General features: G+C 70.6%; 25 protein-coding genes. 11 read left to right on the top strand and 14 right to left on the bottom strand.

The window, feature by feature from the left end; translation table 11 throughout:
* Positions 1–26 precede the first annotated feature (26 nt).
* Genes EIZ45_RS42080 through EIZ45_RS42100 form a run of 5 tightly spaced genes read right to left on the bottom strand, consistent with a single transcriptional unit; the run spans position 27 to position 6,260 of the window.
* Positions 27–1,907: a DUF5107 domain-containing protein gene (locus EIZ45_RS42080; protein WP_134661818.1), complete on the bottom strand. Its 1,881-nt coding sequence runs from the start codon at positions 1,905–1,907 to the stop codon at positions 27–29.
* Positions 1,904–2,971 (bottom strand): ABC transporter ATP-binding protein, encoded by a 1,068-nt coding sequence (locus EIZ45_RS42085; RefSeq protein WP_134661817.1) that lies wholly within the window; start codon positions 2,969–2,971, stop codon positions 1,904–1,906. The genes EIZ45_RS42080 and EIZ45_RS42085 overlap by 4 nt, the downstream gene beginning before the upstream one ends.
* A gap of 7 nt (positions 2,972–2,978) precedes the next feature.
* On the bottom strand, positions 2,979–3,908 hold the full coding sequence (locus tag EIZ45_RS42090) for a carbohydrate ABC transporter permease (protein WP_037811268.1): 930 nt from the start codon (positions 3,906–3,908) through the stop codon (positions 2,979–2,981).
* Between the two features lie 10 nt (positions 3,909–3,918).
* Complete coding sequence (locus EIZ45_RS42095; RefSeq protein WP_037811270.1) at positions 3,919–4,866, bottom strand: carbohydrate ABC transporter permease; 948 nt, start codon at positions 4,864–4,866, stop codon at positions 3,919–3,921.
* Complete coding sequence (locus tag EIZ45_RS42100; protein ID WP_134661816.1) at positions 4,866–6,260, bottom strand: ABC transporter substrate-binding protein; 1,395 nt, start codon at positions 6,258–6,260, stop codon at positions 4,866–4,868. The genes EIZ45_RS42095 and EIZ45_RS42100 overlap by 1 nt, the downstream gene beginning before the upstream one ends.
* Positions 6,261–6,512: 252 nt before the next feature.
* On the opposite strand from EIZ45_RS42100, the gene EIZ45_RS42105 reads away from it, so the two are divergent.
* Entirely contained in the window at positions 6,513–8,255 is a 1,743-nt protein-coding gene (locus tag EIZ45_RS42105) for an RICIN domain-containing protein (protein WP_134661815.1), read from the top strand.
* A gap of 69 nt (positions 8,256–8,324) precedes the next feature.
* On the opposite strand, the gene EIZ45_RS42110 is transcribed toward EIZ45_RS42105, so the two are convergent.
* The 8 genes from EIZ45_RS42110 to pdxS all read right to left on the bottom strand — a co-directional run bounded on the left by EIZ45_RS42110 (position 8,325) and on the right by pdxS (position 16,873).
* Complete coding sequence (locus EIZ45_RS42110) at positions 8,325–11,462, bottom strand: TIM-barrel domain-containing protein (RefSeq protein ID WP_240690539.1); 3,138 nt, start codon at positions 11,460–11,462, stop codon at positions 8,325–8,327.
* A gap of 209 nt (positions 11,463–11,671) precedes the next feature.
* Positions 11,672–12,508, bottom strand: a complete 837-nt coding sequence (locus tag EIZ45_RS42115) for a class II fructose-bisphosphate aldolase (protein WP_134661814.1) — start codon at positions 12,506–12,508, stop codon at positions 11,672–11,674.
* Positions 12,505–13,392, bottom strand: a complete 888-nt coding sequence (locus tag EIZ45_RS42120) for a 1-phosphofructokinase family hexose kinase (protein ID WP_134661813.1) — start codon at positions 13,390–13,392, stop codon at positions 12,505–12,507. Before EIZ45_RS42120 ends, EIZ45_RS42115 begins: the two co-directional genes overlap by 4 nt.
* A complete protein-coding gene (locus EIZ45_RS42125) occupies positions 13,389–13,769 on the bottom strand; it encodes a hypothetical protein (protein ID WP_134661812.1) in 381 nt (126 codons plus the stop codon). The genes EIZ45_RS42120 and EIZ45_RS42125 overlap by 4 nt, the downstream gene beginning before the upstream one ends.
* Positions 13,766–13,951: a hypothetical protein gene (locus tag EIZ45_RS42130; RefSeq protein WP_037811278.1), complete on the bottom strand. Its 186-nt coding sequence runs from the start codon at positions 13,949–13,951 to the stop codon at positions 13,766–13,768. The genes EIZ45_RS42125 and EIZ45_RS42130 overlap by 4 nt, the downstream gene beginning before the upstream one ends.
* The gene (locus EIZ45_RS42135) at positions 13,948–14,769 is read right to left on the bottom strand and encodes an ROK family protein (protein WP_134661811.1); all 822 of its coding nucleotides are present in this window, start codon (positions 14,767–14,769) and stop codon (positions 13,948–13,950) included. The genes EIZ45_RS42130 and EIZ45_RS42135 overlap by 4 nt, the downstream gene beginning before the upstream one ends.
* Positions 14,769–15,602, bottom strand: coding sequence for an SIS domain-containing protein (locus EIZ45_RS42140; protein ID WP_134661865.1), 834 nt, complete (start codon positions 15,600–15,602; stop codon positions 14,769–14,771). Before EIZ45_RS42140 ends, EIZ45_RS42135 begins: the two co-directional genes overlap by 1 nt.
* A 359-nt stretch (positions 15,603–15,961) precedes the next feature.
* Entirely contained in the window at positions 15,962–16,873 is a 912-nt protein-coding gene (gene pdxS, locus EIZ45_RS42145; RefSeq protein WP_037811282.1) for a pyridoxal 5'-phosphate synthase lyase subunit PdxS, read from the bottom strand.
* Between the two features lie 413 nt (positions 16,874–17,286).
* Here pdxS and pdxT point away from each other — a divergent pair, with 413 nt between their 5' ends.
* The 3 genes from pdxT to EIZ45_RS42160 all read left to right on the top strand — a co-directional run bounded on the left by pdxT (position 17,287) and on the right by EIZ45_RS42160 (position 19,498).
* Positions 17,287–17,922, top strand: a complete 636-nt coding sequence (gene pdxT / locus EIZ45_RS42150; RefSeq protein ID WP_134661810.1) for a pyridoxal 5'-phosphate synthase glutaminase subunit PdxT — start codon at positions 17,287–17,289, stop codon at positions 17,920–17,922.
* Positions 17,923–17,981: 59 nt separating this feature from the next.
* Positions 17,982–18,737, top strand: a complete 756-nt coding sequence (locus tag EIZ45_RS42155) for a YebC/PmpR family DNA-binding transcriptional regulator (protein WP_037811285.1) — start codon at positions 17,982–17,984, stop codon at positions 18,735–18,737.
* A 239-nt stretch (positions 18,738–18,976) separates the two neighbouring features.
* Entirely contained in the window at positions 18,977–19,498 is a 522-nt protein-coding gene (locus EIZ45_RS42160; protein WP_037811286.1) for a DUF4262 domain-containing protein, read from the top strand.
* A 13-nt stretch (positions 19,499–19,511) separates the two neighbouring features.
* On the opposite strand, the gene EIZ45_RS42165 is transcribed toward EIZ45_RS42160, so the two are convergent.
* Positions 19,512–19,955: a cupin domain-containing protein gene (locus tag EIZ45_RS42165; RefSeq protein WP_134661809.1), complete on the bottom strand. Its 444-nt coding sequence runs from the start codon at positions 19,953–19,955 to the stop codon at positions 19,512–19,514.
* A 133-nt stretch (positions 19,956–20,088) separates the two neighbouring features.
* On the opposite strand from EIZ45_RS42165, the gene ruvC reads away from it, so the two are divergent.
* The 7 genes from ruvC to EIZ45_RS42200 all read left to right on the top strand — a co-directional run bounded on the left by ruvC (position 20,089) and on the right by EIZ45_RS42200 (position 26,633).
* Positions 20,089–20,691 (top strand): crossover junction endodeoxyribonuclease RuvC, encoded by a 603-nt coding sequence (gene ruvC / locus EIZ45_RS42170; protein ID WP_134661808.1) that lies wholly within the window; start codon positions 20,089–20,091, stop codon positions 20,689–20,691.
* Positions 20,688–21,284 carry a Holliday junction branch migration protein RuvA gene (gene ruvA / locus EIZ45_RS42175; protein ID WP_037811291.1) on the top strand — a complete coding sequence of 199 codons (597 nt, stop codon included), beginning with the start codon at positions 20,688–20,690 and terminating at the stop codon, positions 21,282–21,284. The genes ruvC and ruvA overlap by 4 nt, the downstream gene beginning before the upstream one ends.
* Before the next feature lie 6 nt (positions 21,285–21,290).
* The gene (gene ruvB / locus EIZ45_RS42180; RefSeq protein WP_134661807.1) at positions 21,291–22,379 is read left to right on the top strand and encodes a Holliday junction branch migration DNA helicase RuvB; all 1,089 of its coding nucleotides are present in this window, start codon (positions 21,291–21,293) and stop codon (positions 22,377–22,379) included.
* A gap of 118 nt (positions 22,380–22,497) precedes the next feature.
* Positions 22,498–22,932: a preprotein translocase subunit YajC gene (gene yajC, locus EIZ45_RS42185; RefSeq protein ID WP_167756704.1), complete on the top strand. Its 435-nt coding sequence runs from the start codon at positions 22,498–22,500 to the stop codon at positions 22,930–22,932.
* 218 nt (positions 22,933–23,150) lie between these two features.
* The gene (gene secD, locus EIZ45_RS42190) at positions 23,151–24,872 is read left to right on the top strand and encodes a protein translocase subunit SecD (RefSeq protein ID WP_037811294.1); all 1,722 of its coding nucleotides are present in this window, start codon (positions 23,151–23,153) and stop codon (positions 24,870–24,872) included.
* A 1-nt stretch (position 24,873) separates the two neighbouring features.
* Positions 24,874–26,109 (top strand): protein translocase subunit SecF, encoded by a 1,236-nt coding sequence (gene secF, locus EIZ45_RS42195; protein ID WP_037811296.1) that lies wholly within the window; start codon positions 24,874–24,876, stop codon positions 26,107–26,109.
* Between the two features lie 5 nt (positions 26,110–26,114).
* On the top strand, positions 26,115–26,633 hold the full coding sequence (locus EIZ45_RS42200; protein ID WP_134661806.1) for an adenine phosphoribosyltransferase: 519 nt from the start codon (positions 26,115–26,117) through the stop codon (positions 26,631–26,633).
* Positions 26,634–26,772 lie beyond the last annotated feature (139 nt).

Genomic DNA, 26,772 nt, shown 5'->3' on the forward strand with positions numbered 1-26,772 from the left:
TTGTTCACCCATCTGGCCGGTCGCGCTCATCCGGCCCCACCACCGGTTTTCATCCGGAAGTCGTATTCGGCGGGCAGCGGGCCAGGGGAGATCGCGTGCCACACATCGCTCAGCGACGTCTCTCCCTCGCGGATCCCGGGCACGGTGAAGCCGCGCTCGTAGACCTCGCGCGCCCCTTCGAGATCGCCGAGCGCGAGCGAGGTTCGCGCCCGCAGCAACGCGAACCGGCCCTCGGCCGGCCACGGTTCGAGCATTTCCCGTGCGGCGCCGGGATCTCCGGCGGCGAGCTGCGCGGCGACGGCTTCCACGGCGAGCGGAGCCAGTTTCGGCAGCAGGTCCAGTGCCTGCCGGTAGTACTCCGCGGCGCGCGCCGGATCTTCCTGGGCGACGGCGAGGTTGCGCCACGCCCAGCCGTTCGGCTCTGCCTCAAGCGACCGGTGCCACGCGGCCTTCGCGCCGTCGCGGTCGCCTGCCGCCCAGCGCGCGATTCCCCGGTGGTACCAGGTGAGCCAGCCCTCGTCGGGCACCGCCTCCAGCAGTTCTGCCCAGTGGCGGTTGACCAGGGTGTCCGGCGGTTCGGCGGCGGGGTCGGACCGGGGCGCCACGCCGTCGAGCAAATCCAGCCACGGTTGCTGGGCCGCGCCGAGACTGTCCTCGGGATACGGCGTGCCGGGCAGTTCCGTCAGCATCCGGCGGGTTTCCAGCGCGCCCCAGCCGGATCCGGTCGCCAGGATTTCTCCGGGCGCGGCATCCGCGACCGCGCGCCATTCTCGCCAGCGCCGGTCCAATTCCTCCGTGGCGGGCAGTTCGGCGGCGACCGAGGCGAGCGCGGCGGGCCAGTCCGGTCCGTGCGCGATCTCCGGGTCGGCCGCGACCGGGCCGTAGCTTTCGAGCCAGTCCCACGCGGCGCCCGCGGGCAGCCGCAGGTGTTCGAGCTGCGTCCGCGCCAGCCCGGCCTGGATTTCGAGGTAGCCCTCCATGCCCGGGGCGAGCCATTCCTGCCACCGCCGCCCGCCCGCGGATTCGCCCCACACGAACAGTTTCCGCCCGCGCAGCCGCGCCGTGGACGCCTGCCCGAGCCCGTATCCGGCTGCGTCGACGGCGGCGATCCACGGCGGACCGTCGACCTCGAAGAAGTAGTCGGCCGCCGTCTGTGCCCGGGCGGGATAGGTGAGTTCGTCCGCGACGTCGACGAGTTCCAGCCGCCCGGAGTAGCCGTAGTGCCAGGCTCGCGCGGCCGGGGCCAGCACGCGGGTCCCGGCCGTCTGCGTCACCGCGGTGTTGGACCACCAGTACACCGGCACGTCGTGGGCGTGCGGGTTGCGGATCCGCACGCCCACGAACAGCTGCCGCGACCCGTCGGGAAGCCAGAAATCCAGCTGATACGGCAGGTCGCGGGTGCGTTCCCACTCCCAGAGCCGCAGCACCGGTTCGCCGTCGGGGCCGGGTGCTTCGGCGGCGAACATCGGCGCGCAGGTCAGCGTGGTGTGCCCGGTGCTGCCGAGGTTCCACTCGACGCCGCCGGCGAACCACGCGTCGCGCAGCGCCAGGTTCGCCGGCTGGAACACCGGGTTGCGGTACACCAGGTCCCGGCCGGTTTCCTTGTCCAGCAGCGAATGCAGCCGCCCGCCGAGCCCGGGCAGGACGGTGGCGCGCAGCCGCTCGTTCTCCAGCACGAGCGCGGGCAGCCGCTGTTCCGTCCGGTCGCGGCCGTACCCGTCCTGCATCCGGCACGGCAGCACCGTGTCCAGCCTGCCGTAGGAAAGGTTCGCCGCCAGGTCCGCGGGCAGTTCGTCCACGTTGGACACCGAAGCCGCGGGTTCGGTCCGCAGCAGCGGCGGCAGCGGGTTCTCCGGGCCGAGTTCGGCCGCCGGGAGCACGAGTTCGGTGCGGCTGATCGTGCTCATGCGTCCGGCAGCCGTTCGCCGGTGGCGGCGTCGAACAAGTGCGCCGCGCCGGTCCGCGGGGCCAGTGAGATTTCCTCGCCGCGCTTCCACGGTGCCATGCCCGGAGTACGGACGGTCAGCACCCGGTCCCCGGTCCGGCAGTAGAGGTACTGGTCGCTGCCGAGTTCCTCGACCACTTCGACGACCGCGCGGTATCCGGCGCCGCCGATGTCCCAGCCTTCCGGGCGCACGCCGACGACGATCCCCGGCCCGGTCAGCGCGGACCGCTGGGCGGGGGTGAGCGGGAGCGTGCCGTCGCCCGCCGCCGCGCCGGAACCGTCCACTGTGGTCTCGATGAGGTTCATCGCGGGGGAGCCGATGAAGCCCGCGACGAACACGTTGCGCGGCCGCTCGAACAGCCCGACCGGGGAATCGCATTGCTGCAGCACGCCGTCGCGCAGCACGGCCACCCGGTCGCCCATGGTCATCGCCTCGATCTGGTCGTGCGTGACGTACAGCGTGGTGGTGCCGAGCCGCCGTTGCAGCGAGGCGATCTGCGTGCGGGTCTGCACCCGCAGCTTGGCGTCCAGATTGGACAGCGGCTCGTCCATCAGGAACACGCTCGGCTCCCGCACGATCGCCCGGCCCATCGCCACCCGCTGCCGTTGCCCGCCGGACAGCTTTGCCGGGCGGCGGTCGAGGTATTCGGTCAGGTCCAGGGTGGTCGCGGCTTCGCGGACGCGGCGGTCCCGTTCGTCCTTCGGCATGCGCGCGAGCTTGAGGTGGAAACCGATGTTCTCCGCGACGGTCATGTGCGGGTAGAGCGCGTAGTTCTGGAACACCATCGCGATGTCCCGTTCCTTCGGCGGGAGTTCGGTGACGTCCTTGTCGCCGATGCGGATCGAGCCCTCGTCCACGCCCTCCAGCCCGGCGAGCATCCGCAGGGTGGTCGATTTGCCGCAGCCGGACGGGCCGACCAGCACGAGGAATTCGCCGTCGGCGACCTCGAGGTCGAGCCCGTCCACTGCGGGGCGTTCGACCCCGGCGTAGTAGCGGGTGGTGTCGGTGAAGCTCACGGTGGCCATCGAAGTCCTACTTTCCGGCGCCGAGGGTCAGGCCGGTGATGATCCGGCGGGCGAGCACGACGTAGAGCAGCAGCATCGGGAGCACGACGATCGCCACCCCGGCGATCAGCCCGCCGTACTCGGACTGGTAGCTCGCCGCGCCGTAGAAGGTGAACAGCGCGCGCGAGAGCGTGAAGTGGGCCTGGTCCTTGAGGAACACGATCGCCAGCAGGGTTTCGTTCCACAGCCCGATCGCGTTGAGCGTCAGCGCGGTGACCACGCCGCCGCGGGCCAGCGGCAGCACCACCGACACGAACACCCGCACCGGCGAGGCGCCGTCGAGCACCGCCGCCTCTTCGATTTCGTCGGGCAGCGACCGGAAGAACCCGGTCAGCAGGAACACCGTGAACGGGATCGACAGGGCGACGTAGAGCACGAACAGCCCGTATTGGTTGTCCAGGTGGATCTCGCTGAACGCGACGAAAAGCGGGATGATCACGGTCTGGAACGGCACCCCCATGCCGATCGCGACGCCGTTGGTCAGCACGCCCGAACCGCGCACCCCGAGCCGGGTGAGCGCGTATGCGCACGGCGCGGAGACCGCGACCGTGGCGATCGTCGCCAGTCCGACGAGGACCACTGTGGACAGTACGGCGTCGCCGAATCCGGCGTTGTTCCAGGCGTAGACGAAATTCCGGAACGGCTTGCCGACGTGGAACCATTGGTACGGCAGGGCGAACGGCTTGGTGAAGATCTCCACCGGGGTCTTGAACGACGCGGTGATCAGCCAGTACAGCACCAGCAGGTTGCCCGCGGTGAACAGCCACACGAGCACGGAGCCGAGCAGCCGCAGCGGGCTGAGCCTGCGGCTGCCGGGAGCCGGGCGGGGACGGCGCGGCGGGGTGCGCCGGGGCTTGCCCGGGGCGGAGCCGCGCGGCGGCGCTTCCGTGACGGTCACAGGGTCTCCTTCAGAACTGGATGGCGTCACGGCGCATCAACCGGCGCAGGAGGACGACGAGGATCGAGACGAGCGCGATCATCGCGACCGCGCAGGCGCAGGCCGCGCCGAAGTCCGGCGTGCCGTTCGAGCCGAAGGTCCGGTCGAACACGTAGATGCCGAGCGTCCACGCCCGGTTCGGCGGCGCGTAGGTGCCCGGCCCGGCGAGCACGAAGACGAGTTCGAAGATCTTGAGCGCGTTGATCGTCCACAGCACCCCGGCCACGCCCACCACGTCCCAGGTGAGCGGGAGCGTGATGGAGCGGAACTTCTGCCAGGGCGAGGCCCCGCCGAGGTCCGCGTCCTCGTAGAGGTACGGCGGGATCTGGTCCACCGCGGCCATCAGGATGGTGATGTAGAAGCCGGAACTGGCCCAGATCAGCGACGCGGTCACGACGCCGGTCACGTTCTCCGGCGCGAGGAACTTCGCCGCGTCCGCGCCGAGGTGCTCCAGCACGTAGTTGGCGAGCCCCTGTTTGCCCGGCTGGTACTTGAACACGAAGCCGAGGAACATGCCGAGCGCGACCGGGGCGACGATGTTCGGGAAGAACAGGATCGCCCGCACGATCTTCCCGCCGCGCATGTCCCGCAGCACCATGGTGAACAGGAACGCGAGCAGGAAAGTGCCGATGCCGCCGAGGAAGACGTAGATCAGCGTGTTGCCGAAGGCGTAGCGGAACGCGTCGCTCTGCCACATCCGCACGTAGTTCCCGACGCCCTGCGGCCGCGGCGTGTCGCCCGCGCCGGACCAGCTGGTGAAGCTGAGCACCACGGTCGCGATCGTCGGCAGCACCAGGAACGCGAGGTAGAGCGCCAGCGCGGGGGCGGCGAACGGCCAGAACAGCTTGCGCTTGCGGCTCAGGTGCGGCCCGAGCGCGGGCCGCCGCCCGGCCCGGGCCGCCTCCGTGACAGTCGCCATCAGTGCTGGTTCTTCCAGAAGGCGGCGGACTTCTGCGCGAGCTGCGCCACGAACGCCTCCGGGGTCAGCTGTCCCTTGAGCAGCGCGGTGTCGGCGGGGTCGAACACGTCGGTCTGCCATTTGCCGCCGGCGATCGCGTCGATGCCGTCGTACTGCAGCACGTGCTCCTTCTTCTGGTCGTCCATCACGGTCTTGACCGGCTTCAGGTCGTCCGGCACCGCGAGGTCGGGCCGGGGCACCAGGTTGTCGGCCACCGCGGGGATGCCGGCGAGGTTGCCCTTGTTGAGGAAGTAGGCGATGAACGCCTTGGCCGCGTCGGCGTTCTTGGCCTTCTTGGGCACAGCGAAGCCGATCGACATCTGCTCGACGGTGTCGTGCGTGGCGCCGGGCGGCATCGGGAACTGGAACGAGCCGTAGTCGATCTTCGTGCCCGCGCCCTGTTTGTCCAGGTATTCGCGGGTTTCGCTGGGCGCCCAGGTGCCGACGTACAGGAATCGCGCGTCGCCGTCCGCCCAGCGCTGCTGGATCTGCGGGAACTTGGCCGCGTCCCAGCCGTCGATGAAGTACTTCGAGATCCGCGCGGTCTGCGCGGCCGCCTCGCGGAACCCGGGCACGTCGGTCCACGCGCGGCCGGTCGGGTCCTGCGCCGCCTTCGCCAGCCCGCCCGCGCCGACGTAGCGTTCGGCCAGCTGGGTGAAGTAGTACATGTTGTAGAACGGGATGTCGCCGTCCTGGCTGACCGCCGCCTTGCCGTCCGCCTTCGCCTTGTCGAACAGGCCGATCAGCTCGTCGACGGTCTTCGGGGCGGCGACGGAGCCCGCCGTCGCCTTGTCGTACCACCAGGCGCTGGACTGGATCTCGTACGGCACGAGGAAGCTGTGTCCCTCGCGGTCCTTGTTCTGCGGGAAGTCGTACGAGGTGGGGGAGAGGACGTCCTTGACCGTCTTGTCGCCTTCGCCGATCTTCATGCCGTACACGTCGTCGAGGCTCTGCGTGCCGCCCGGGGTCATGATCGCCGCGCCGACCTTGCTGACGTCCTGGTCGAACAGGTCGGGCACGGTGCCGGTGTTGAGCGCCGGGACCAGGTTCTGGGTGTAGGCCTTGCGGCCGAGCCACTGCACGTCGACCTTCACGCCGGTCTTGTCCTGGAAGCACTTCAGCGCTTTTTGCAGCACCTTGCCCTGCGGCTCGTCCGCGGTCCACATGGACCAGTACACGAGCTGCCCGCCGCCGGCCGGTTTCGCCGCCGGCTCCGGACAGGGCGAGGAAAGGAACTCGGCCGCGCCGGGGAGCGCGTTCTCCCCGGCGCCGCCGCCCGCCGCGTCGCCGCTGCCGCACCCGGCGAGCAGCAGCGTCGCCGCTAAGGTCGAGCCCACGAGCTTGTGAAACCGCATCAGCCACCACCTGATCGAGGTCGAAGACCACACACTCAGTGCGTGTTGCTGCGCATTTTTGGCGCTTACCAATCACTTGTCAACATTTTCCCTCAGGTTCGCGGTGGCATCGTGACCCGCGGGCGGAAACGGCCCGACCTGCTCGAAGCAGGTCGAATGGCGGGTTGACAGTGCACAATCGATCACTAAAGCTGTGTGAACTTGTTCGTTCTTGTCGGTTGTTGATGCCGATCGCCTGCGAGGAACCGAGCCATGCCACGCTTCCGCACTTCGTTGACCGCCGGTGCGGTCCTGGCCCTCACCGCCGGGACCTGCACCGTGCCCTTGGCCGCGCACGCCGACCCCGGCTACTCCGTGTCGGTCGGGGCCGTCGCCGAGTACCCGTACCCGACGGACACCCCGGCCGCCCCGTTCCTCGACCGGGACGGGACCTTCCATTTCCAGCAGTCCGCCGCCCTCTACGGCAAGGACGGCCCGCGGGTCTGGGACTTCTACACCGGCAAGGACTTCGACTCGGCCAAGCGCGACGCGAGCCTGAGCGACGCGGTGAACCCGGCCGAGCCGCGCGATCGCAACAACGACACGACCTGGCGGTGCAACACGAGCCCGACCGGACGCGAGGCGACCGACCCGCCCGCCGGGTCCAGCTACACCCAGAAGAACTTCTGCGATCTCGTCGGCGCCTGGGTCGATCCGGATACCGGTGACTGGTACGGCCTGGTGCACAACGAGTTCACCCCCGAACCCTTCGGGGCCTATTCGTTCTCCCACTACGACGCGATCGACTGGGCGGTGTCGGCCGACCGGGGCCGCACCTGGCGGATCGGCGGGCACGCGATCACGTCGCCGTACTCGACGAAACGCGGCGACACGGCGGCGTTCCCGAACCAGACGTTCGACTACGGCGACGGCGATCCGCGGCTGTTCGCCGATCCGAAGTCCGGCTACTTCTACGTCTATTACGGTTCCCGCGTCGTGACGAAGGCCGGTCAGGGCGGCGGCGGGTTCAGCGGTCTCGCGCACGTGGCCCGCGCGCCGATGTCCGGGAAGATGGCCACCGGAACGTGGCAGAAGTGGTACGACGGCCGATGGGCGCAGCCCGGCGTCGGCGGCAAGGAAAGCAACCTCGTGCCCACGAACGTCGACCCTCTCGGCTACACGCCGCCGGAGAAGGACTACAACCCGGCGAACACCGGCACCGCCGCCCAGCAGGTGGCCGCCGGAACGCTGCCGCGGAAATCCGACCTGTTCGTCATGAACATCGCCTACGACGCGCACCTCGGGCTGTACATCGGCGAGCCGGAAGCGGTCGATTCAGTCGGCCCGCAGCGGTTCTACGCGACCGAGGACCTGGCGAACCCGAAATGGCGGCTGATCGGCGACACCGGTTCGTACCGGGACCAGTCGTGGTACCGCTGGTTCGTCGACTCGGGGAGCAAGACCACCGGGACGATCGTGGGCAAGACCTTCCGGTCGTACTGCTCGATCTCGTGCACGGACGGCCGCGACGGCGTCTACGCGGACGTGACCATCACGTCCGCCGCACCGGCCGCCTCCCCGGTCGACCCGAACCGCGTCTACCGGATCGGCTCCGGCCGCGTGCTCGCCCAGTCCGGCCGCACTGGCACCACGTCCGTGCCCTCGTGGCTGGCCGGCGATGGAGCGAACTGGCGGTTCACCCCGGTCGGCGACGGTTCTTACCGCATCACCAACGCCGCGAGCGGTCTGGCGCTGGGAGTTCCGGGCCGTGCCTGGGGGACCGCGCCGACCCTGAGCGCCGGTTCCGGCGTTGCTCAGCAATGGTTCCTGGTCCCGGCGAACGGCGGGACCAGGCTGGTCAACCGCTCCAGCGGCCTGGTGCTGGCGCTTTCGGCCGAGCCGGGACGGCGGAGCGAGACCACGCCGGTGCGCGCTTGGACCGACCGCACCGGCAGCCTGGTCGGCGACGGCCGGACCGCGGGCGAGCAAATCGTGCAGCTGACGCCGCGCCGCTGACCTCGTCCGCCTGTCCGTGAAGGGCTCCTTGAAGGAATCCAATTCCCGCAAGGAGCCCTTCACGGACGGTCAGGCGATCGCGACAGTGAAAACGTGCAGCGCCGAGTTCGACGGCAGGGTGACCGCGACGGCCCGTTTGCCAGGGTCGAGCGGGACGGAGTTCGCGAACACCCGGTAGGCCACCGTCGGATAGGCCGGACCGGACTTCGTGTTCTTGCCCTGCACCGAGGCGACCGTGGTCGCGCCGTACTGGGCCGGGTCGGCGCAGCACCAGTTCGGGAAGCCGAGTTCGGCCTGGCTCGTGCTGCCGTCGGCGTACCGGACGACGACCTGGCCCTTCGCCGCGGACCCGGTCCCGGTGCCGGTCAGGACCAGCTTGGCGCCGCTGCCCTGCACGGCGACGGTCTGGCCGCCCGCGACGACGTTGTCCGGCTTCCCGGTCCCGGCGTCGGGCCAGGTCGCCTGAGCGCCGTCCGCGGTGAACTGCGCTCCCGGTTTCAAGCCCGCTTCGGCGAGGCCCTCCGCGCGGAAGCTGCTGCCGCTGCCGTCGAGGTCGCCGTTCGCGGCGTGTGCCGCGTCAGTGACCCCGACGTTCCCGTACGCCGCCGCCACTGTCGCGTACGGCACCGTGACCATCGCTGACCCGGCCGCTTCGTGCGTGCCCAGCCGGGCCTGGTACTTCGCGGTGGCGGTCAGCTCGTAGTCCGCCGGACGCAGACCCGCGTCCGGCGTGAGCCGCACCGGCACCTGCACCGTCTGACCCGGCCACACGAGCGCCGGAGCCTGCGATGCCTCGGCGTGGAAACCATTGGCCTGCACCGACAATGCGACGTCACGCACCGGCAGCGGGGTGCTGTTGGTGAAGCTGACAGTGGTCGACACAGCCTGGCCCGGCGCGGCCGTCGCGGGAGCGGAAAGCCGCACCGAGGCGTTGTCGTCGGCGGGGAAGAACCCGCCGACCGCGCTTGCCCCGAGCAACCGGATGTCCTGAGCGGCACCGGAATCGATCGAGCCGGTCTTCACCCGGACGACGCCGCGCGCGGACGGGTCGTACCACCAGCCGGACGGGGCTTGGTCCAGCTCCGCCTTGCTGGCGTACTGCCGCAGCATGCCGTGGCCGCCCAGTACCGCCGCCGGTTTCGTTCCCGTGTGGACGGACAGCTGGTAGTTCCGCGCCGCCGGTTTGCCGGGATAGGACCCGGCGCTCGCGCCGATCCCGACGGTCACCGTGCCCGGGCCGGATTCCGGCGCGTCCACCGTGAACGTCTGCCGGGCCTGCTCGCCGCGCTGGTAGCCGCGCGTGACGCCGTCGTCCTCGGTGAGGGTGAAGCTGCTCTTGCCCTGCGGGTACACGTCGACGTCCAGCCGGCTCTTGTCGCGGGTCTGCCAGGACGTCGTGCCCTCCGCCCACATCGGCACGACAGCGCCGCCGCGGACGAACAGCGGCAGCTTGTCCAGCGGCGCGTCGTAACCGTCCACAGTGGTCGGACCGGTGTAGGTCTTGCCGCTCCAGTAGTCCGTCCAGGTGCCCTTGGGCAGGTAGATGCCGTTGCGCACGGACGAACTGTCGTAGACTGGGGCGACCAGGAAGTCCGTGCCGGAGAGGAATTCGTACTTCGCCTTGTCGGTCCAGGCGTTCGGGTCGTCGGGATACTCCAGGGCCAGCGGCCGGACCTGGCCGACGCCGGTCTGGTGCGCCTGCACCGAGTAGCTGTAGGTGTAGGGCAGCAGCCGTTCCTTGAGCAGCAGGTACTTGCGGTTGATCGAGGTGAACGGCTCGCCCTGGCGCCAGGGCTGCTTGTCCGACTTGGCCCAGCCGTCCATGGTCATCGCGACCGGAAGGAAGGACTTCCACTGCAGGTCGCGGACGTAGGTCTGCGGGCTGCCGCCGAAGATGCCGTCGATGTCGCCGGTGTTGTAGGCGATGCCGGACAGGGTCGAACCGGCGTAAGTGGGGATCTGCCACTTGATGTAGTCGTAGGAGCCGGACTGGTCTCCGCTCCAGAGCACGCCGCATCGTTGCGCGCCCGCCCAGCTCACCGGCTGCCAGACGAACCCGCGCGCGTCGCTGTTGTCCTCGATGCCCTTGTGCGCGGTGTCGCAGGCGTCGAGGGCGAACTGGTACCCGGGGCCGACCCAGGCGACGTCCAGTTTGCGCACGCGGACTCCGGCCTTGACCTCCTCGGCCTGGTTGGGCACGCCGTTCTCGGTCCACAGACCGAGCTGCATCTTGTTGTCCCGCAGGCCTTCGCCGGTCTGCTGGAGGTTTTCGTATCCGCAGCCGTAGCCGTCGTTGACCAGCATCCAGCCGTTGGGCATGCCCTGTTCGGGATAGCCCTCGGCCACCTTCACCGCGTCGAGGGTGTGCCGCTCGCCGCGGTTCGCGTTGTGCAGGTAGCAGTCGGAATCGCCGGTCTCCAGGCCGTAAATGGGCGGGAGGAACGGTTTGCCGACCAGGTCGGTGTAGCCGGAGATGACGTCCTTGAGCCCGTCGCCGACGACGTAGGTGGCGTCGAAGCGGCGCTCGTCGTGGGTCGTGCGGACCGGATCGGCGAACGAGTAGCTGCCCGGGGAGAAGGTGTTGCGCAGCACGCCGTACCCGGCCGTCGAGGCGTAGAACGGCTGGGAGTTGGGCGCGCCGCCGTCGTTCCAGTTGTCGTCGGCGAAAATCTTGATGGTCTGGTCGCGGTGGCTGAACCGGCCGTTCTGCTCCCCGCCGCCGACGTACTGTTCGGCGGCGCCGCGGGCGAGCGTCTGCGTGGTGGTGTCCCCGGTCCAGGACAGCGGCGCGGACTCGGCCCAGAGCTGCTTGCGGTCCGCGCCGTCGTAGAGAGCGAACTTCAACGGGTGCTTGTAGGCGCGGAGCGTGGCCTTGCCGGTGCCGATGGCCCAGTAGGCGCCGCGGTCGGTGCGCTTCGGCGGCACGGGTGCCTTGCCGTTCGGCAGCACGATCTTGCTGCCCGCCGGATCGGTGAAGGTCCCGTCCGGCGCGAGCCAGACCCGGACGGCGGCCGCCGAGGGGAAGCTGACCCGGACGGCCGCGGCGCCCGCGGTCAGGGTGGTCACCGGGCCGTCGGCGGAGACGCCGGTCAGGTCGCCGAGCTGCCCGGCGGGGGCGGTGGCGGCGTGGGCGGAGGCGGGGGTCGCGACGGCCAGCAGAACCAGCGCTGAGGCCAGACATCGCAGCGATTGCTTAAATCTGCTCATTGCATACCTCTCTTGCGCATTAAAATGCACATGGCGCTTCTGTATAGCGCACTCAGGCAGCGAAAGTCACCGGCCGAAGCGGTGGAGCAGACTTCCGTCGGTATCGAGGTTCGGGGTGCCCGTCGAGCCGGATCCGGTGGGCGGCAGGCAGATCCGCGCGGTGCCGCTCTCCGGCACCGCGTCAGCCTGGCCCGAACCTCCCGGTTTCCTTACCCGGCCAGCAACCGGAGCAGCCGCGCCGTCTCCGCCGCCACCGCGGAACGGCCGAGCCGTACGTACTTGCGCGGGTCGACTGCCTCGGGCTGTTCGTCCAGGAACTGCCGGACCGCGCCGGTGAACAGCCCGTTGAGGTGCGTCGAGATGTTGATTTTCGCCATCCCGGCAGCCACCGCGCCGCGCAGTTCGTCGTCGGAAAGCCCGGAGGATCCGTGCAGCACCAAGGGAACCGGGACGGCGTCCCGCAGCCGCGTCACCAGCCCGCGGTCGACCGCGGCGGTGCGCGACAGCATCGCGTGCGACGTGCCGACCGCCACGGCCAGCGCATCGACCCCGGTTGCGGCGACGAACTCCGCCGCCTCGTCCGGATCGGTGCGGGCACCCGGCGCGTGCACGCCGTCCTTGCCGCCGACCTCGCCCAGTTCGGCTTCCACCGCGACTCCCGCCGCGTGGCAGAGGTCCGCCACCTCGCGGGTGCTGCGCACATTGTCCGCATAGGACAGTCGCGAACCGTCGTACATCACGCTGTGCACGCCCAGTTCGATGCCTTCGCGGACCAGTCCGGTGTCCTCGATGTGGTCGAGATGCACGAGCACCTCCACCGACGCCCGGCGCGCGATCTCCAGCGACGCCGCGGTGATCGGTGCCAGCCCGCCGTGATAGGTCACGCAGTTCTCGCTGATCTGCAGGATCACCGGCAACCGCGCCTGTTCGGCTCCGGAGACGATCGCCTCGGCGTGCTCCAGCAGGATCACGTTGAACGCGCCGACCGCGCCGCCCCGGTCCTGGGCCGAGGCGAGTAACCGGGCGAAGGCGGGACGGGTGATCATGCGGACGCTCCGTTCAGGAATCGGCGGTACGCGGACAAGTCGATCTCTCCGGCGACCGGACGCAACACCGCGGCCGCACCGGCCGCGGCGGCATGGCGCAGCGCCTCGTGCAACGGCAGCCCGCGCACGAGCGCCGCAGCCAGTCCGGCAGTCGCCGCGTCCCCGGCGCCGGTGGGATTGCCGCGCACACCGGGCACGACAGGAACCGAGACGACCCTGGCCCTGGTGTAGGCGGCGATACCGTCCTCGCCGCGCGACACCACAACCAGCCCGGCCCCGAGCCTGGACAACTCCGCGGCACCCGAGGCTTCATCGACGGCACCGGTGGCGGACAGGAGTTCCTCTCGATTCGGCTTAACATCGGCCCCGGCCCGCGCGGCGGCCAGCAACGCGGGCCCGGACGAATCGACCAGTGCCCGGACCCCGGCTTCCCGGGCCAGCCGAACCCAGTCGCCGACCAGTTCCGGCGCGGCGTTCCGGGGCAGGGAACCGGAAATCACGAGCAGCTCCGCGTCCCGCAGCCGGGTGGCGAGTAACGCCGCGAACCGTTCCCATTCGGCGGCGGACAGTTGAGGCCCCGGCTCGGCGTACACCGTGGGATGTCCGTCGCCGATGACCGTGACCGTCGACCGGGTCTCGGCTTCGCACGCAATCGCGTCGAACGGAACCGCCAGCGCCGAGCCGAGCCAGCGTCCCGCGTCGCCGTCGAGCGGGAGCACTGCGTGCACGGGAATGTCCAGTGCCGCAAGGACATGGGCGACATTCACGCCTTTGCCGCCAGCGCGCCGCTGCACGTCGAGCACCCGGTTCGTGCCGCCGAGGATGTGGGCGCCGACCCGGTAGGTGATGTCGACCGCGGGGTTGGGCGTGGCGACGATGATCATGGCAGTGCCAACAACGTCGCACCCACCACAGCGGCCCGATCCCCGTGGTGCGCTTGGGCAATCGCAGGCGCGCGCAGCGACCCGAGTCGATGCGCGACTTCTCGGGCGAGTGGGTCGAGCAGCAGAGCGCCCGCCTCGGCGACCGCAGTGGTACAGCGGGCCGCAGAGTTAGGTGTTGCGATGACGATCATCGCAGCGTCAACAGCGTCGCGCCCACCATAGCGGCCCGATCCCCTTGGTGCGCTTCGACAATTGCGGGCCCCGAGTCGATGCGCGATCTCGCGGGCGAGGGGGTCGAGCAGGATGGTGCCCTCTTCGGCGAGTCCGCCGCCGGTGGTGCGGCGGGCCGCAGAGTTGGGTGTGGCGACGGCGATCATGGCAGCGCCAGCAGCGTCGCGCCCACCACGCCCGATCGCCGTGGTGCGCTTGGACAGTCGCGGGCTCCGAGACGATGCGCAATCTCGCGGGTGAGTGGGTCGAGCAGGATGGTGCCCGCTTCGGCGAGGCCGCTGCCGGTGGTGCGGCGGGCCGCAGCGTTGGGCGTGGCGACGGCGATCATCGCAACGCCAACAACGTCGCGCCCACCACAGCAGCCCGATCCCCGTGCTGCGCCTGGACAATCGCAGGCGCACGCAGCGCCCCGAGCCGATGCGCGACCTCGCGGGCGAGCGGGTCGAGCAGCAGGGCACCCGCCTCGGCGAGGCCGCCGCCGACGACCACGGTGGTGCAGCCGGCCACGGCGGTCGCCCAGGCGATCGGCTCCGCGAGCGCGCGGACGCACTCGTCCCACGCCTCGACCGCCGCCGGGTCTCCGTCGCGAACCCGTGCGGCGACAGCGGCCGCGTCCGGGGCTCCGGCTCGGCGTGCGAGTCCTGACGCCGACGCGACTTCCTCGACGCGGCGGCCGTCGGGCAGCCGGATCTGCCCGACTTCGCCTGCCCACGGGCCCGCGTCGAGCACCTCGCCGCGCACCACCAGCGCGGTCGCGAAGCCGGTGCCGACCGGGGCGAACAGCACCGGGCCTGAGTCGCCAGCCGCCGCTCCGGTGCGGGCTTCGGCGAGCGCGCCCGCGCGGACGTCCTGCCCGAACGCGAGCGGGACGTCGAGGCGAGCGGAGACGAAGTCGTGGACCGGAACGTCGTCCCAGCCGAGGTTGACCGCCTTCACGCACCGTCCGGCGCGCTCGTCCACGATCCCCGGGACCACCAGGCCCACCGCCTCGACCGGGTAGCGCGCGGCGGCCCGGGCCACCAGGTCGGCGAGCGCCGCGGGGTCGCCGAACGGGGTCGGTTCGCGCCATTCTGCGGACACGGAGCGGCCGTCGGTCACGCGCATCTTCACGGTCGTGCCGCCGACGTCGACGCCGAGGACGGCCATCAGGCGAGGATGACCGAACGGGTCAGCGACCGCGGCCGATCGGGATCGAGCCCGCGCCGCCGCGCGAGCGCCACCGCGAACCGTTGCGCCACGACCAGCCCGGCGAGCGGGTCGAGATCGTGGTGCACGAACCGGGCCCCGGTGCGGGCGATCTCGTCGGCCAGCCCGTCCGGGGTTTCGCCGAACGACCACACGAGCCTGCCGGACTGCGCGATGGCGATCGGGCCGTGCCGGTAGTCCATCGCGGGATAGGCCTCGGCCCAGAACTGCGCCGCTTCCCGGGTCTTCAGCGCGGCCTCGCAACTGATGCCGACCGCGGCGCCGCGCCCGATGAAGGTGACCTGTTCGGCGTCGAGCAGATCGTCGACCGGTTCCAGCAGCGCGCGTTCAGCCTGCCGCGCCAGCTCGTCGATGTCGTCGCCGAGGCCAGCGCGCAGCAGCGCGAGCGTGCTCGTGGCGAAGCGGGTCTGCACCACCGAACGTTCGTCGGCGAACGGCAGCTCGACCACTTCCGCCGCGACCGAGGCCGCGGGCCCGTCGCCCACCGCGGTGATCAGCGTGGTGCGCTGACCGGCCAGCGCGGACAGCAGTTCGATGATTTCGGTGGTGGTGCCGGACCGGGAGATCGCGACCACCCGGTCGTATTCGCGGCCGGCCGGGTACTCGGACCCGGCGAACGCGTCGGTGACGCCGAGGCCCCGCTGCTCTCGCATGGCGGCGTAGCTCATCGCGACGAACCAGCTGGTGCCGCACCCGACGACGGCCACCCGCTCGCCAGGCCGCGGCAGCACTCCGGCGGCCGGCCCGGCGCAGTCCGCGGCGGCGCGCCACATCTGCGGCTGGGAGGCCAGTTCGGCGGCAACAAAGGAACCCGGCGCGGAAAGCGCATCGGACTCGGAGGACTCGGTCGAGAACGACTCGGGGGAGGACGGCTCTGACATGAAGGCCCTTCGGTCCGTGAACTGAGCGCGGCCCTCAGTGTAGACGATCGTTTCTGCTTGAAGTGAGCGATTTGCATCATCTTCAATCATCACGGATGGGCTGTTGTGAGCGTCCGAACGTCGCGGAGCGGCAACGCGGCTACGAGCGCTGCCTGGTTCGGCCATAACAGGTGCAGAACGTAAAAAGCGCGAGCGGTGAAGGACGGGTGTCCCTCACCGCTCGCGCAGTCAGTTCAGGTGGAGCGGCTACGTCACCAGCCGCGCTCGGCGAGGCGGTGCGGCTCCGGCACGTCCTCGACGTTAATGCCGACCATGGCTTCGCCGAGCCCGCGCGAAACCTTCGCCAGCACGTCCGGGTCGTCGTGGAACGTCGTGGCCTTCACGATCGCTTCCGCGCGCTGCGCCGGGTTGCCGGACTTGAAGATGCCCGAACCCACGAACACGCCCTCCGCGCCGAGCTGCATCATCATCGCGGCGTCGGCCGGGGTGGCGATGCCGCCCGCGGTGAACAGCACGACCGGGAGCTTGCCCGCCTCAGCCACCTCGCGGACCAGCTCGTACGGCGCCTGCAGTTCCTTGGCCGCGACGAACAGCTCGTCCTCGGGCAGGGACTGCAGGCGGCGGATCTCGCCGCGGATCTTGCGCATGTGCGTGGTCGCGTTCGAGACGTCGCCGGTGCCGGCCTCGCCCTTCGAGCGGATCATCGCCGCGCCCTCGGTGATGCGGCGGAGCGCTTCGCCGAGGTTGGTCGCGCCGCAGACGAAGGGCACGGTGAACGCCCACTTGTCGATGTGGTTCGCGTAGTCGGCGGGGGTGAGCACCTCGGACTCGTCGATGTAGTCGACGCCGAGCGACTGCAGCACCTGCGCCTCGACGAAGTGCCCGATCCGCGCCTTCGCCATGACCGGGATCGACACCGCTTCGATGATGCCGTCGATGAGGTCCGGGTCGCTCATCCGGGCGACGCCGCCCTGGGCGCGGATGTCCGCGGGGACGCGCTCCAGCGCCATGACGGCGACCGCGCCCGCGTCCTCGGCGATCTTGGCCTGGTCGGCGGTCACGACGTCCATGATCACGCCGCCCTTGAGCATCTCCGCCATGCCGCGCTTGACCTTCGCGGTGCCGGTGACGGTCTGGGGTTCGGCGTTCTGCTGCTGCGACACCTTGCGGGCCTTTCTCGGGGGAGCTGAATGGGTCTTCTCCTCCAGCGTAAGACGACGGTGGACCGCTGAGGCAGGCCATTGCGCGGCTATCTCGGAAGGCCACTTTCCGCGCCGAAAGATCCACTTGGGCTCGGTCACTTTTCCGCCGGGAAGCGTTGACCTGGGGCTTCCGGAACGGCCTACCATGGGAGACGAGGCCGGCCCGCAGGAGAAGGGCTGCCTCGATGTCAGGGGAGACCACCTTCGAGGTGGCCACTGGCGACAGATTTCAGCAGTCCACTTCACGTCGGCCCGGGACCGGCCGCCGGAGCGCTCCGCGAGTGGGCGGCGGCCCCGGTGCTGCCCGCCTGACCTGCCCGGTTGCGTTCCGGGCGGCCCCCCTAAGCTGATGCGAACGTCTCACGGGAGGTCGGGTGGCGACAGCTACGGGAGCACGGCCGGCGGTCGGCGTGCTCGCCCTGCAAGGCGCCGTGCGCGAGCACGTCGCGATGCTGGAGAGCGCGGGGGCGCGCGCGGTTCCGGTGCGCCGCCCGTCCGAGCTGTCCCGAGTGGACGGCCTGGTGCTGCCGGGCGGGGAGTCCACCACGATGTCGCGGCTGCTCGAGACCTTCGAGCTGCTCGAACCGCTGCGCGAGCGGATCGCCGGCGGCCTGCCCGCGTTCGGCTCGTGCGCCGGGATGATCCTGCTGGCCCGCCAGGTGCTCGACGGGCGCCCGGACCAGCAGCAGCTCGGCGGGCTCGACGTCGTCGTGCGCCGCAACGCGTTCGGCAGGCAGGTCGACTCCTTCGAGGCCGACCTCCCGTTCGCCGGGCTGCCCGGCGGGCCGCTGCACGCGGTGTTCATCCGGGCCCCGTGGGTCGAGAAGGCGGGAGCCGGGGTCGAGGTGCTGGCCACCGTGCCGGACCCGGAGGACCCGCCGGACGGGCCGAGGGCGGATAGGATCGTCGCCGTCCGGCAGGGGGCGGTGGTGGCCACGGCGTTCCACCCGGAGATCACCCGGGACGAGCGCGTGCACCGGCTGTTCGTCGAGCTCGTGCGGAAAGCCTGAGCAAGGATTGCGGCGGCCGCGCCGGGAGGCACGCGGCCGCGGGAACAGATGGAGGAAAGATGAGCGGCCACTCCAAGTGGGCCACGACGAAGCACAAGAAGGCGAACCTCGACGCCAAGCGGGGCAAGCTCTTCGCGCGGCTGATCAAGAACATCGAGGTCGCCGCCCGCACCGGGACCGGGGGAGGGGACCCGGACGGCAACCCCACGCTGTACGACGCCATCCAGAAGGCGAAGAAGAACTCCGTCCCGCAGGACAACATCGAGCGCGCGCGCAAGCGCGGCGCCGGCGAGGAGGCGGGCGGCGCCGACTGGCAGAACATCACGTACGAGGGCTACGGCCCGAACGGCGTGGCGGTGCTGATCGAGTGCCTCACCGACAACAAGAACCGCGCCGCGATGGAGGTCCGTACCGCGCTCACGCGCAACAACGGCTCGCTCGCCGACCCGGGTTCGGTCGCCTACATGTTCAACCGCAAGGGCGTCGTGATCATGCCCAAGGCGGACGCGACCGAGGACGACGTCCTCATGGCGGTCCTCGACGCGGGCGCCGAGGAGGTCAACGACCTCGACGAGAGCTTCGAGATCGTCTCCGAGGGCACCGACCTCGTCCCGGTCCGCAAGGCGCTGCAGGAAGCCGGGTTCGAGTACGAATCGGCCGAGCTGACCTTCCTGCCGTCGGTGAGCGTGCCGCTCGACGTCGACGGCGCGAAGAAGGTCTTCAAGCTGATCGACGCGCTCGAGGACTGCGACGACGTGCAGAACGTCTATGCCAACTTCGACGTGTCCGACGAGGTCATGGCCGAGGTGGACTGATCTCGGCGGTGGGACGGGCAACGTCTACGCACTGTGCCGGATTCCACGTGTCCGACGAGGTCATGGCCGAGGTGGACTGATCCAATCGCACGCGACACGGCCGCGCTCCCGGCACTCCGGGGGCGCGGCCGTTTTCGTGCAAGGTTTCCCTTGCCGCGCAACGGAAACCGCGAAAATCCTTGGCGCAGGCGGAAAATGACCGGCGCGGGGACTGGGCTCGGGCGCGCGGGTGGGGCAGAATGTCCGCCGTGACGACCTCCGCCCTCACCGAGCAAGAGCAGAGCCTCATCGCCTGGATCGAGACCCAGGCAAGGGAACGGGGCAACGCGGTCATCGCCGTGCCCGCCGACGACCAAGGGGCCGGCTACTGCTTCACCGCGTGCGCGTGGGCGTTGCACAACGTGCCCGAAGCCGTCGTGATCGGACTGCCCGACCACATGGCCCCGGTGCTGCTCGACGCGTACGTCGACCGCTCCGCCAACGGCGAGATCTTCGAGGTCGGCAAACGCTACGACGATTTCTTCGAGGGCGCGCCGGTGATCTTCGAGCGCGTCGCGAAAGGCCACTACCCGGAGTACTTCGGGTCCGCGTTCCTCGTCTACCCGGACGGCGACTTCCCGGCGCTGCAGATGATCGTCGCGACGCCGGACGGGCACTTCCCGTGGCACGCCGACGCGCCCGAGGGCTTCGCCGAATGGCAGCCGGTGCTCACCGAGAGCGGCGACCCGGAGAGCTGGACGCCCGGCGTCGACGGCCCCTGACCGCGGCTCCCGGCTAGCCCAGCGCGGCTAGGTCGTCGGCGGCGTCCGGAAAGCGCTCGGCCAGCGTCGCCGGATCCGCGAACTCCACGCAGTCGTCGGTGTAAGGCGGCACCACCACGGTGCCCAGCAGGCTCCACGCGCCCAGCGACACCGTGGCCTGCCACGTCCCCGCGGGCACCACCACCTGCGGGCGCTCCCCGGCGGCCACGTCGCTGCCCAGCACCGGGCGCGTCACCTCGCCGTCGGGATGGAGCAGGAGCATCCGCGCGGGCGAACCGGCGTGGTGCACGAACACCTCGACCCGGTCGAGCCGGTGCGGCGCGGAGATCTCGGGCGCGGTGAGCAGGTAGTAGATCGCCGAACCTTCGGGGGCGCGCCAGCTCTCCGCGAACCGGCCGCCCTCCACCGGCAACGGTTCCAGCCCCAGGTGCTTGACGTAGTCCTCCGGTCCCGGCATGTCCCCATCGTGCTCGCGGAGCGGATCCGGCGTCCACCTCGGCCGCCGTTTTCGCGTGTCCGTCCGCCGGGCCGCGCTCGGCGACCGTTAGCCTGCATCTCGAACTAATGTTCGCGCGGGCGAAGGAGAAACGGTGCGGGTGCTCGGGGTCGACCCCGGTCTGACCAGGTGCGGCCTCGGCGTGGTCGACGGCGGCAAGGGCCGTTCGGTGCGCCCGGTCGCGGTCGGGGTCGTGCGCACGCCCGCCGACCAGGATCTCGCGCAGCGGCTGCTCGGCGTGGCCGACGAGGTGGAGCGCTGGCTCGACAAGTACCGGCCCGAAGCGGTCGCCGTCGAGCGGGTGTTCGCGCAGCACAACGTCCGCACCGCGATGGGCACCGCGCAGGCGGGCGGGGTCGTGGCGCTGTCGGCGGCGCGGCGCGGGCTGCCGGTCGTCTTCCACACGCCGAGCGAGGTCAAGGCGGCCGTCACCGGGTCCGGCCGCGCGGACAAAGCACAGGTCACCACCATGGTGATGCGGCTGCTCGGGCTCGAGGTCAAACCGCAGCCCGCGGACGCGGCCGACGCGCTCGCGCTCGCCATCTGTCACCTCTGGCGCGAGCCGATGCGGGTCCGGCTCGCCGAGGCCGAGACCCGCGCGGCCGAGCTGGTCCGCGCGCACAAGGCCCGGCTCGCGGCCGCGGCCAAGGCGGCCGGAACCACCACGAAGCGGAACGAAACAGGAGCACGACGATGATCTCCTCGGTACGCGGCGAAGTGCTGTCCGTCGGGCTCGACCACGTGGTGGTCGAGGTCGGCGGCGTCGGCCTCGCCGTGCAGGCCACCCCGGCGACGCTGGCCACGCTGCGCCGCGGCGAGCAGACGCGGCTGCACACCGCGCTGGTCGTGCGCGAGGACTCGCTGACCCTCTTCGGGTTCGCCGAGGAGGACGCGCGCGAGCTGTTCGGCCTGCTCCAGACGGTGTCCGGGATCGGGCCGCGGCTCGCGCTGGCGACGCTGGCCGTGCTGGAGCCGGACAAGCTGCGCGCGGCGCTCGTCGAAGGCAACATCACCGTGCTCACCCAGGTCCCCGGCATCGGCCGCAAGGGGGCCGAACGGCTCAGCCTCGAACTGCGGGACAAGGTCACCGCGCTCGGCGGCGCCGCCGACGCCCCGGTGGTGACCGCGCCCGGCGCGCTGCGCGGCGAGGTGGTCGAGGCACTGGCCGGGCTCGGGTTCCCGGCCAAACAAGCCGAGCAGGCGGTGGACAAGGTGCTGTCCGAGGGCGACGGGCACACCACGTCGTCGGTGCTGCGCGCGGCGCTGGCCGCGCTGGGCCGCAAGCGGTAGCCGCCGATGAACCGCGAAATCACCGAGTTCGACACCGGCGGGTACGAGGCGGACGACGAAACCCTGTCCGCGCTCGCCCAGACCGGCGAACGCGACCTGGAAACCTCGCTCCGGCCGCGCAAACTGGACGAGTTCGTCGGCCAGGAACGCGTCCGCGAGCAGCTGGAACTGGTGCTGGAGAGCGCCCGGCGGCGCGACGTCCCGCCCGACCACGTGCTGCTGTCCGGTCCGCCCGGCCTCGGCAAGACGAGCATGGCGATGATCGTCGCCGCCGAACTGGGCGCGGCCATCCGGATCACCTCCGGGCCCGCCCTGGAACGCGCGGGCGACCTGGCCGCGATGCTGTCCAACCTCGCGCCCGGCGACGTCCTGTTCATCGACGAGATCCACCGCATCGCCCGGCCCGCCGAGGAGATGCTGTACCTCGCGATGGAGGACTTCCGGGTCGACGTCGTCGTCGGCAAGGGACCCGGGGCGACCAGCATCCCGCTGGAGATCGCGCCGTTCACGCTGGTCGGGGCCACCACCCGGTCCGGATCGCTGACCGGGCCGCTGCGCGACCGGTTCGGCTTCACCGGCCAGATGGAGTTCTACTCCGCGGCCGAGCTGGAACTGGTCGTCCGCCGCGCCGCGAAGATCCTCGGCATCGAGATCGACAGCGACGGCTGCGCCGAGATCGCCGGCCGTTCGCGAGGCACGCCCCGGATCGCCAACCGGCTGCTGCGCCGGGTCCGCGACTACGCCGAGGTGCGCGCCGACGGCAAGGTGACCCTCGAGGTCGCGCAGGCCGCGCTGAAGGTCTACGACGTCGACGAGCTGGGCCTGGACCGGCTGGACCGGGCCGTGCTCGGCGCGCTGACCCGCTCGTTCGGCGGGGGGCCGGTGGGCATTTCGACGCTCGCGGTCGCCGTCGGCGAGGAGGCCGGCACCGTCGAGGAGGTGTGCGAGCCTTACCTGGTCCGGGCCGGTATGCTCGCCCGCACTCCGCGCGGCCGGGTCGCGACCGCGGCCGCGTGGCACCACCTCGGGCTCGTGCCGCCGCCGGAAGCGGGACGTCCCGAGGCGGGCGGTCCGACGCTGTTCGACCAGGCCTGACAAGGGCGGACAGCGGCCCGGGTGGTGGCGTTTCCGCCGGTACCTGGCACACTCGAACACAGCACATCCGTCGAAACCGGACGCGGGCAGCCGAGAAAGGCGTCCGTCGAGGAGAGTCATGAACCAGTTACTGCTGCCGTTGCTGCTGCTGCTCGTGGTGGCCGTGCCGCTCGTCATGGGCACCCGCAAGCAGAAGAAGCAGCAGGCGGCTCAGCAGGAGATGCAGAACAGCATCGCCCCGGGCGACCGCGTGATGACCACGTCGGGCCTGTACGGCACGGTCGCCGACACGAGCAGCGAAACCACGATCGACATCGAGATCGCGCCGGGCGTCGTCACCACCTGGCTGCGGCTCGCGGTGCGCGAGAAGGTCGAGCCGGTCGTCGAGACCGAGGAGAACGAGGACTCGGCCGAGACCGAGACCGCGGGCATCGAGTCGGCCGCGCCTGCCGCGTCGTCTTCGGAGGCCCCGGCCCAGGAGTCGATCTCCGCCGAGGAGAAGCAGACCTCCGGTGCGCAGGTGGCGCCCCCGCTCGAGCACGGGAAGAAGTAGCCCCCGGGCTTCACCGGGCAGTGATCCGCCCACAGCCTACGAAAGTCGGTACGGGCGAACGCCGGGCTCACGCAGCACCGAGTACTGTCTCGGTGCTGCGTGCGTGTCCGCCGTCATAGTTCACGCCCAGCCGCGTCCGGGGGACCCCCTTCCGGCTCGCGCACCCGAACCACTTGGGGTCCATCCAGTCCGTGCCAGTTCGAGGAGACCGAAGCACAGTGGCACCATCGGCCGGGCATCTCCGCCCGGGACGCTATCTCGCCTTCTTCGCCCTGATCGTGGTCGTGCTGTACGCCTTGGTGTTCTTCACCGGCAGCGGCAAAGCGACGCCGAAACTCGGCATCGACCTCCAGGGCGGCACCCGGGTCACGCTCACCGCGCGCACGCCCGACGGCGGCCAGCCCACCCGCGACTCGCTGAACCAGGCGCGCCAGATCATCGAGACCCGCGTCAACGGGATCGGCGTCGGCGGCACCGAGGTGGTGCTCGACGGCAACAACATCGTGATCACCGTGCCGGGCGAGCAGGGCGACGAGGCGAAGAACCTGGGCCGGACCGCCAAGCTCGGGATCCGCGAGGTGATCACCTCGGTCCCGAACACCCCGGCCGCGCCGCCCTCGGCTCCCGCCTCCGGCGCCCCGAGCGCCCCGGCGACCGCGCCGAGCAAGCCCGCCGGCGGCGGGGGAGCGGAAGGCGCCCCGGCGCAGCAGCCGCCGAGCACGACGCCGTCGGCCCCGGCCTCGGGAGCAGGCGGCCAGGACGCGGGCAAGAACCCGATCGAGCAGGCCCGCGCCGTGCGCCAGGCTCCCGCCCTGATGCCGAAGGACCCGAAGAACCAGCAGGAGGCCGCCGCCGCGCAGGCCGCGCAGCAGAAGGCGCTCGCCGCGCTCACCTGCGCGCCGAACGCCGCGGACCCGCTGGAGGGCAACGACCTGCCGAACCAGCCGCTGGTCACCTGCGGGGACAAGGACGCCACCAAGTACGTGCTCGGCCCGGAGATCATCCCCGGCACCGAGATCGCCAACGCCAACTCCGGCTACGACCAGCAGCGCGGCCAGTGGATCGTCGACCTGAGCTTCAAGAGCGCGGGCGGCAAGACCTGGGGCGACTTCACGTCGGCCAACATCGGCAAGCAGGCGGCGTTCGTGCTCGACACGGACGTGGTGTCCGCGCCGACCGTGCAGAACGCCATCCTCGGCGGCAACACGCAGATCACCGGCAAGTTCACCCAGACCGACGCGAAGAACCTGGCGGACATCCTCAAGTACGGTTCGCTGCCGCTGTCGTTCGACTCGTCCGACGCCACCACGGTGTCCGCGACGCTGGGCTACGCCTCGCTGCAGGCGGGCCTGATCGCCGGCGCCATCGGCCTCGCGGTCGTGTTCGTCTACTGCCTGTTCTACTACCGGCTGCTCGGCATCCTCACGATCTGGTCGCTGGTGCTGTCCGGCCTGCTCGTCTACGCGGTGCTGGTGCTGCTCGGGCGGTGGATCGGGTACACGCTCGACCTCGCGGGCGTCGCCGGCCTGATCATCGCGATCGGCATCACGGCGGACTCGTTCGTCATCTACTTCGAACGCCTGAAAGACGAGATCCGGGAGGGCCGGACGTTCCGGTCCGCGGTGCCGCGCGGCTGGGCGAGGGCGCGGCGCACGATCCTGGCCTCGGACGCGGTCAGCTTCCTCGCCGCCGCGATCCTGTACATCATCGCGGTCGGCGACGTGCAGGGCTTCGCGTTCACCCTCGGCATGTCGACGGTGCTCGACCTGGTGGTCGTCTACCTGGTCACGCATCCGCTCGTGGCGATGGTGTCGACCTCGAAGTCGAAGTTCCTGTCCAACCCCCGGAATCTCGGCCTCGGCGCCGTCCAGAAGCTCGGCGCGCAGCGCAAGTCCACGCGCCCCGCTCCCGGCCGCCGCGCGAACGTGAAGGAGGCCTGACGTGAGCGACGAAACCGCGGGCGTCACCTCGGACAGCCCCGACGGCCCGACCGGCCAGGGCAGCACGGCGGCCAAGCCCGCCAAGAAGGAAAGCTTCTTCCACCGGCTCTACGTCGGCACCGGCGCGGTCGACATCGTCGGCTCGCGCAAGCGCTGGTACATGTTCTTCGCGCTGCTGCTCCTGGTGTGCATCGGCTCGATGATCTTCCGCGGCTTCAACGTCGGCATCGAGTTCGAGGGCGGCACGCAGATCCAGCTGCCCGCGCACGGTTCGCACGGCCAGATCACCCAGGACCAGGTGATCAAGTCGTTCAACACCGCGCTGGGCGAGGCGCCGGCGGAGACCCAGACGGTCGGCACCGGCAACGCGTCGACCATCCAGACCCGCTCCGAGACGCTGACCGCGGACCAGGTCGCGAAGGTCAAGAAGCAGATCTTCGAGGACCTCGGCCCGATCGGCAGCAACGGCAAGTCGAGCGAGCAGGCGATCAGCGACAGCGCGGTGAGCGCGTCGTGGGGCGACGAGATCTCGCGCCAGGCCCTGATCGCGCTCGCCGTGTTCCTGGTCGCCGTCGTGATCTTCCTGGCGATCTACTTCGACACCAGGATGGCGTTCGCGGCGCTCATCTCGCTGCTGCACGACATCGTGGTCACCGCGGGCGTGTACTCGCTGGTGGGCTTCGAGGTCACGCCCGCGACGGTGATCGGCCTGCTGACGATCCTCGGGTTCTCGCTGTACGACACCGTGGTGGTGTTCGACAAGGTCCGGGAGAACACCCGCGGCCTGCTCGGCCTGTCGCGGCGCACGTACGCGGAGGCGGCGAACCTGGCGCTGAACCAGACCCTGATGCGGTCGTTCAACACCGCGTTCATCGCCCTGCTGCCGATCCTGGGCCTGCTGATCGTCGGCTACATCCTGCTCGGCTCGGGCACGCTGCAGGACCTGGCGCTGGTGCAGCTCACCGGTACCTTGGTGGGCGTCCTGTCGTCGGTCGCGCTGGCGACGCCGCTGCTGGTCGACTTCAAGATGCGCGACCCGCAGTACCGCCAGCAAGCCGAGCGCGTCGCCGCCCGCCGGGCGAAGGCCGCCAAGCGCGAAGCCGCCGACGACGACTTCGACTCGGCCGACGAGGACCAGCTGGCCGCCGAACTCCGCAAGGAAAAGGCCATGGCCGCCGCGGCCGGCGTCCCGGCGCGGCACCCGAAGCAGCGTCCGTCGGGGAAGAAGAAGCGCTGACCCCGATGAAGCTCGACGAGGCACTGGACCTGATCGCCGAAGTCCCGGACTTCCCGGAACCAGGCGTCCTGTTCCGCGATCTCAGCCCGCTGTTCGCCGACGGCCCCGGCTTCGCCGCTGTCGCCGACGCACTGGCGGACACCCTCGACCCGGCCACCGACCTGGTGGCCGGAGTCGAGGCCCGCGGCTTCCTCTTGGCCGCGGCAGTCGGCTACTCCCGCGGCATGGGCGTGGTGCTGGTGCGGAAACCTGGCAAACTCCCGTCGGTAGCAGGCCGAGTGGACTACTCCCTGGAGTACGGCACCGCCAGCGTCGAACTCCCCGCCAACGTCGTGAAACCAGGCCAACGCATCGCAGTCATGGACGACGTCCTGGCCACCGGCGGCACCGTGGCAGCAACGGCGAAACTCCTGGAAGACGCAGGCGCAACGCTCACCGGCATTTCAGTAGTACTGGAACTGGCAGCACTCAACGGCCGCGCCGCCCTGGACGGCCGCACAGTGCACACCCTCCGCACCGTCTAGCCCCCCGCGGACTTGTCCGTGAGGGCCACCCTCATTGACTCTGATTCCCTGAGGGTTCCCCTCACGCCCCTCCGCCCGGCCGTGAGGGACCCCTTCACGGACTTGGATTCCCTCAAGGACCCCTTCACGGCCCGCCCCA

This window comes from Amycolatopsis sp. CFH S0740, assembly GCF_004522315.1.
GTDB lineage: Bacteria > Actinomycetota > Actinomycetes > Mycobacteriales > Pseudonocardiaceae > Amycolatopsis > Amycolatopsis nivea.